Genomic DNA, 6,306 nt, shown 5'->3' on the forward strand with positions numbered 1-6,306 from the left:
GCGCCGTGCCTGTGATCATCGACAAGCTCCTCCGCATCGGAGAGGGCAAGATCCTCCGCCAGCTCGAGGGGATCGCGAAGGCGGTCAACGCCATCGAGGACGACTTCAAGGCGATGTCCGACGACGAGCTGCGCGGCATGACGGACGAGTTCCGCAAGCGCCTCGCCGACGGCGAGGACCTCGACGACATCATGCCCGAGGCGTTCGCGACGGTCCGTGAGGCCGCCCGCCGCGTGCTCGGCCAGCGTCACTTCGACGTCCAGGTCATGGGCGGCGCGGCGCTGCACATGGGCAATATCGCCGAGATGAAGACCGGCGAGGGCAAGACCCTCGTCTCGACGCTGCCGGCGTACCTCAACGCCCTCGAGGGCAAGGGCGTCCACGTCGTCACGGTCAACGACTACCTCGCCAAGTTCCAGTCCGAGATGATGGGCCGCGTCCACCACTTCCTGGGCCTCTCGGTGGGCGTGATCCTGCCGAGCATGCGCCCGGCGGAGCGGCGCGTCGCGTACGCCTGCGACATCACCTACGGCACCAACAACGAGCTCGGCTTCGACTACCTGCGCGACAACATGGCCTCCTCGCTCGAGGAGTGCGTCCAGCGCGGCCACAACTTCGCCATCGTCGACGAGGTCGACTCGATCCTCATCGACGAGGCGCGGACCCCGCTGATCATCAGCGGTCCGACGCAGGACGAGGTCAAGTGGTACGGCGAGTTCGCCAAGATCGCGCAGAAGCTCACCAAGGACGTCGACTACGAGGTCGACGAGAAGAAGCGCACGATCTCCGTCCTCGAGGCCGGCATCACCAAGGTCGAGGACCACCTCGGCATCGAGAACCTCTACGAGTCGGCCAACACCCCGCTCATCTCCTTCCTGCATAACTCCATCAAGGCCAAGGAGCTGTTCCGCAACGACAAGGAGTACGTCGTCATGGAGGGCGAGGTGCTCATCGTCGACGAGCACACCGGCCGCATGCTCGCGGGTCGCCGCTACAACGACGGCCTCCACCAGGCCATCGAGGCCAAGGAGGGCGTGAAGGTCCGCGAGGAGTACCAGACCCTCGCCACCGTCACCCTCCAGAACTACTTCCGCCTCTACGAGAAGCTCTCCGGCATGACCGGTACGGCCCTCACCGAGGCGTCCGAGTTCGACAAGATCTACGGCCTCGGCGTCGTCCCGATCCCGACTAACAAGCCGATGCAGCGCATCGACCAGGCCGACCTCGTCTACCGCACCGAGGAGGCCAAGTACGACGCCGTCGTCGACGACATCGTCGAGCGCCACAAGAAGGGCCAGCCGGTCCTGGTCGGCACGGTCTCGGTCGAGAAGTCCGAGTACCTCTCGCAGGCGCTGAAGAAGAAGGGCGTCGCCCACTCGGTCCTCAACGCGAAGGTCCACGCCGAGGAGGCGAAGATCGTCGCCCTCGCCGGCCACAAGGGCGCGGTGACCGTGGCCACCAACATGGCCGGTCGAGGCACCGACATCATGCTCGGTGGCTCGGTCGAGTTCCTCGCCGACCAGGAGCTGCGCAAGCAGGGCCTCGAGCCGACCGGCGAGACCGCGGACGAGTACGACGCCGCGTGGCCCGCGATGGTCGAGCGGTTCAAGGAGGAGGTCGCCAAGGAGCACGACGAGGTCCGCGACCTCGGCGGGCTCTACGTCATCGGCACCGAGCGCCACGAGTCGCGCCGCATCGACAACCAGCTCCGTGGTCGCTCCGGCCGTCAGGGCGACCCGGGCGAGAGCCGCTTCTACCTGTCGCTGCAGGACGAGCTCATGCGGCTCTTCAAGTCCGACTGGGTCGACCGCGTCCTGCTGCTGCTGAAGATCCCGGACGACGTCCCGATCGAGAACAAGCGGGTCACCAACGCGATCGCCAACGCCCAGGGCCAGGTCGAGTCGCAGAACTTCGAGTCCCGCAAGAACGTCCTCAAGTACGACGACGTGATGGACCGGCAGCGCAAGGTCATCTACGGCGAGCGCCGCGAGGTGCTCGAGGGCGTCGACCTCGAGGAGCAGGTCCGCACCTTCATCGACGACGTGGTCAGCGGCTACGTCAACGGCGCGCTCGACGAGTTCTCCGAGGAGTGGGACCTCGAGCAGCTCTGGACCGACCTCAAGCAGTTCTGGCCGGTCTCGATCTCGTGGAAGGACCTGGTCGAGGACGCCGGCTCGCAGGCCGCGCTGCACAAGCCTGACCTCGTCGAGGCGCTGAAGGCCGACGCCCACGCCGCCTACGACCGCCGCGAGGAGGAGGTCGGCGAGGAGGTCGCCCGCGAGCTCGAGCGCCGCGTCCTGCTGTCCGTGCTCGACCGCAAGTGGCGCGAGCACCTCTACGAGATGGACTACCTCCGCGAGGGCATCTACCTGCGGGCCTACTCGCAGCGTGACCCGCTCGTCGAGTACCAGCGCGAGGGCTTCGACATGTTCGCCGCCATGATGGACGGCATCAAGGAGGAGACCGTCGGCTTCCTGTTCAACCTGGAGGTCCAGGTCGAGCAGGAGGAGGAGGTCCACTACCACGCCGACGGCTCCCGCCACGCGGGTCCGATGCACGAGGGCGCGTTCGCCGAGCCCCCGGTCGGCGTCGTCGAGGGCGGGCTCAGCCTGGACAAGATCGCGGACGGCCTCGAGGGCGGCGCGCCCAAGGCGGCCCCCAAGGTCAGCGCCAAGGGCCTCGACACCCCGAAGCAGCCGCAGAACCTCTCCTACTCGGCTCCCGACGAGACCGGTCACGAGGAGGTCCGCGGCGCCGGCGCGGCGAGCAACGCCGACGACGAGTTCGCCGACGTGGGCCGCAACGCCCTGTGCCCCTGCGGCTCGGGCAAGAAGTACAAGCGGTGCCACGGTGCGCCGGGCGGTCCGACGGGTGTCGCCCTGCGCGGCTGAGGACCACGTGAGAGTTTCACCGGCCGACCGGTGAAACTCATGGTTGGACGATGAAACTTCGTCGTCCAACCATGAGTTTCGTCGTCCAAGTGCGGGAGTTTCACCGGCCGGCCGGTGAAACTCCCGCACTGGCCATCTACTGCAGCGTCATCCGCGGCTCGCCGTTGAGCAGGCCGGTCGCGGTGCGCACGCAGGCGCCGCCCTTCGGCGTACCGGCGTTCCACGCCTGGCGCACGCAGCTGCGCACGGCGAGCTGCCCCCAGTAGTTCGGGTGCAGCGACTCCTGGATGTAGTACGGACTGTCGCCGGCCGTGGTGACGGTGCGGATCTGGTTGACCCACTCGGTCCGGTCGACGGCGCCCGCGGAGGTCCAGTTCGCGATGCCGACCTCCTCGTAGAGCCCGACGCCGGTCTCGCACAGGCGCCGGCCGTTGAAGGTGCTCGCGAGGTCGAGCACCTTGCTGTTCGTGATGCCGGCCTGGGTGATGGCGCCGGTGACCGTGCTGTTGATCTTGGGCAGGGCCGTGTTGTTGGCCCAGTCGGCGTCAGCGTTCCAGAAGCCGCAGCCGCCGGTGTCCTGGCGCGTGTAGCCGCTCTGGCTGTAGCGGAAGCCGGAGCCGCCGGGGATCGGCGACGGGTAGGTCTGGACCAGCATCGTCCACTGGGTGTCGGCGTAGCCGGCGTTGCGCATCGCGGTGCGGATGTTGGTCAGGGCTCCGGCGATCCTCGTCTTCACGTTCGCGACGTTGGTCGTGGTGAAGTTGCTGGTGACGCTGCTGTCGTCGTAGCAGTAGTCCTTCCACCACGACGGTGAGAGCAGGAAGTCCTGCACGCACTGCTGGACGATGCCTGCGAAGTTGAAGTCGTTGCCACCGATCGAGACGACGACCATCCTCACGTTGTGCGTGCCGGCGAAGGTCTGCAGGGCGCGCGCCTGGCCGACGCCCTCGGCGCCGCTGTAGAAGTCGAGCCCGGGCTTGAACTCGTCGCCCGTCGCCGTGGCGGTCTTCGCGCCGGAGCAGGCGAGGTTGAGGCTGCCGACGCCGCCGCCGATGTGGATCTCTGCGCTCTTCGAGCGGTGGCAGCGGTTGATCGCCTCACCGGTCCCGCTGGCGTTGTCGTAGTAGGCCGTCGAGCCGAGGGCGTCGGCCCGCGCGCTGCTGCTGTTGGACGAGCCGGCCCAGCGACCGGCCTCACCCGAGATGTAGGAGTCGCCGACCGAGACGACGTAGGGAGTGCCGACTCCGGGGCCGTCGGCGTGGGCGGGGGATGCGGTGAGCGGGGCGACCAGCGTCGCGCCGACGGCAGCCAGGGTGGCCGCGAGTGCACGGATCATGGACGGAAGATAGTGACCGAGGTCACATCTGAACAAGGGTCAGGTTCGAGAGCTCCTGGGGGACATCCGCGACCTGCCCGGAGAAATCGTCAGGAGAAGTCGAGCGCGGTGCAGATCCACCGCTGGTCGCTGCGCTCGAAGCGGACCGCGATCGCGCGCGACCGCTCGCCGTGGCGCACGTGGACCCCGCACTCGACGATCCCGTCGGTCACGAAGCAGGCGTGCACGCTGCGGACCTTCGGGCGCACCGGCTGCACCTGGGCCAGCCCCGGCTGGTGCCCACCCGCGCGGGCCACCAGGTGTGCGCGGAGCCGCAGGTCGGCGTACACCTCGGGGGTGGTCCAGCGCACCAGCTGGGACACGGGCCGGTCGCCGCCGACGATCTCGACGACGGCCTGGGCGAACCGGTGGGTCCACTCCTCGATCGTGCGTCGCAGCCGCCGGTCGATCGGTACGACGGCTGCCCCGGGCCGGCTCGACGACGGTGAGGTGGCCGGAGGTGGCCCCTGCCGGGGGAGCAGGGCCAGGGCGAGGGTGCCCTGGGTGGGGGCGACCGGGACGGCCCGGCGGACGCCGACGAGGTCGCTCGGTGATGCGGTCATGGTGCTCTCCTGTCGTGGTGTTCAGTGCGGCGGCAGGCGGAGCTGCTGCCCGGGCTGGAGGAGGTCGGGGTCGGCGCCGATGACGGCGGCGTTGAGCGCGTGGACCCGGTGCCAGTACGACGCCACGTCGGCCGCCGACGCGTCGGGGCCCAGGGTCCGGGCGGCGATCGCCCACAGGCTGTCGCCGGGGCGGACTGGCACGGTCCGCTCGTCGCCACGGTCGTCGGTCACTGCGCCGGTGGGGTGGGCGGAGTCGGCCGAGTCGGTGGGACCGGCGGAGCCGGCGGCGCCGGTCGCGCGGTCGGGCAGCGGCAGGCCGTCGAGGGAGGGAGCGGGGCCGTCGCCGCCGGTGGCCGCGGCGGGGCCGGCGACGGCGACCACGCCACAGGCGGCAAGGAGGAGGGTGCGTACCGGACCGATCCGCCGGCTGGTGCGGCCGGTGCGGAGGGTCGCGCCGGGGGAGCGCAGCTGGTGCCAGGCCACGTCGGTGGTCGTCAGCCACAGCAGCACCGCGGCGACCAGGGCGGCCGCCGCGCAACCGCCGACCAGCAGGTCGGCGAAGCTCGCCTGCGGCCGCAGCAGCCCGAGCGCCGGGCCGGCCGTCCGCCCCAGCGCGACGGCGCCGGCGGTGACCGCCACCCACAGCAGTGCCGCGCGTCGCCGTACGGCAGAAGTCGCATCGTCCATCCCGAGAACCTTTGCGTTTGCTTCCGTTTGATTCAGGATGTACGGTTTGAGCGCATTCGTCAAACGTCTGTCCACAGGCCCCGGCCGCGCTGCGCTCCCGCGGCCGTGCGAAGGTGGACGCATGGGTTGGGAGGACGAGCTGTTCGCGCTCTTCGACGACCTCGAGGACCAGGCGAGCGCCCTCCACGCGGCCGACCGGCTCGCCGAGGTGGCCGACCGCAGCCGCGCCGAGTACCAGCGGGTCACGCTGGCCAGCCGCCTGATGGCGAGCATCGGCACGGCCGTGACCCTCGGCCTGCGGGGCGTCGGCCCGGTGTCGGGCACGGTCGAGCGGGTCGCGGACGGCTGGCTGCTGCTGTCCGCAGGAGAGCACGACTGGGTCGTCAACGCTGCCGCGGTGACCGCCGTCGAAGGGGCGTCGGTCCGCTCCGTCCCCGAGCTGGCGTGGTCACCGCTGACCCGGCTGGGCCTCGCCTCCGCGCTGCGCCGGATCGCCGAGGCGGGGGAGGAGTGCGTGGTCCACCTCGCCGACGGAGGCCGTCACGACGGCGTCCTGCGCCGGGTCGGGGCGGACTTCTGCGAGCTCGTCGAGGGTGAGGACCGGCGTACGGTGCTGATCGCCTTCACGGCGCTCGCCGCGGCTCAGTCGCGCGCGTGAGGCCACCGATCGGGCAGGAACTGCAGCTGGCTGGCCGGCAGGTTCAAGTGGTCTAAGCAACGCTGATTGAGGTGGTGTTGCTGATGGGCATGCGGGTGATCGGTGAGGACGTCCGCGAGGAGTTCTACGACT

5 protein-coding genes are annotated in these 6,306 nt (G+C 69.9%); 2 read left to right on the forward strand and 3 right to left on the reverse strand.

Translation table 11 applies throughout. From position 1 onward, the window contains the following. Window positions 1-5 precede the first annotated feature (5 nt). Window positions 6-2,891, forward strand: a complete 2,886-nt coding sequence (gene secA / locus AC2YHB_RS19085) for a preprotein translocase subunit SecA (protein ID WP_487354486.1) — start codon at window positions 6-8, stop codon at window positions 2,889-2,891. Between the two features lie 136 nt (window positions 2,892-3,027). On the opposite strand, the gene AC2YHB_RS19090 is transcribed toward secA, so the two are convergent. From AC2YHB_RS19090 to AC2YHB_RS19100, 3 genes are all read right to left on the reverse strand, one after another. Then, complete coding sequence (locus AC2YHB_RS19090; RefSeq protein WP_218864736.1) at window positions 3,028-4,227, reverse strand: SGNH/GDSL hydrolase family protein; 1,200 nt, start codon at window positions 4,225-4,227, stop codon at window positions 3,028-3,030. Between the two features lie 89 nt (window positions 4,228-4,316). Beyond that, window positions 4,317-4,829, reverse strand: coding sequence for an Rv3235 family protein (locus tag AC2YHB_RS19095; RefSeq protein ID WP_051931406.1), 513 nt, complete (start codon window positions 4,827-4,829; stop codon window positions 4,317-4,319). Between the two features lie 21 nt (window positions 4,830-4,850). After that, window positions 4,851-5,516 carry a LysM peptidoglycan-binding domain-containing protein gene (locus AC2YHB_RS19100; protein ID WP_179650278.1) on the reverse strand — a complete coding sequence of 222 codons (666 nt, stop codon included), beginning with the start codon at window positions 5,514-5,516 and terminating at the stop codon, window positions 4,851-4,853. A gap of 121 nt (window positions 5,517-5,637) precedes the next feature. Here AC2YHB_RS19100 and AC2YHB_RS19105 point away from each other — a divergent pair, with 121 nt between their 5' ends. After that, complete coding sequence (locus tag AC2YHB_RS19105; RefSeq protein ID WP_179650280.1) at window positions 5,638-6,174, forward strand: hypothetical protein; 537 nt, start codon at window positions 5,638-5,640, stop codon at window positions 6,172-6,174. Window positions 6,175-6,306 lie beyond the last annotated feature (132 nt).

The sequence above is a fragment of the Nocardioides sp. SRI_004 genome, from assembly GCF_057586415.1.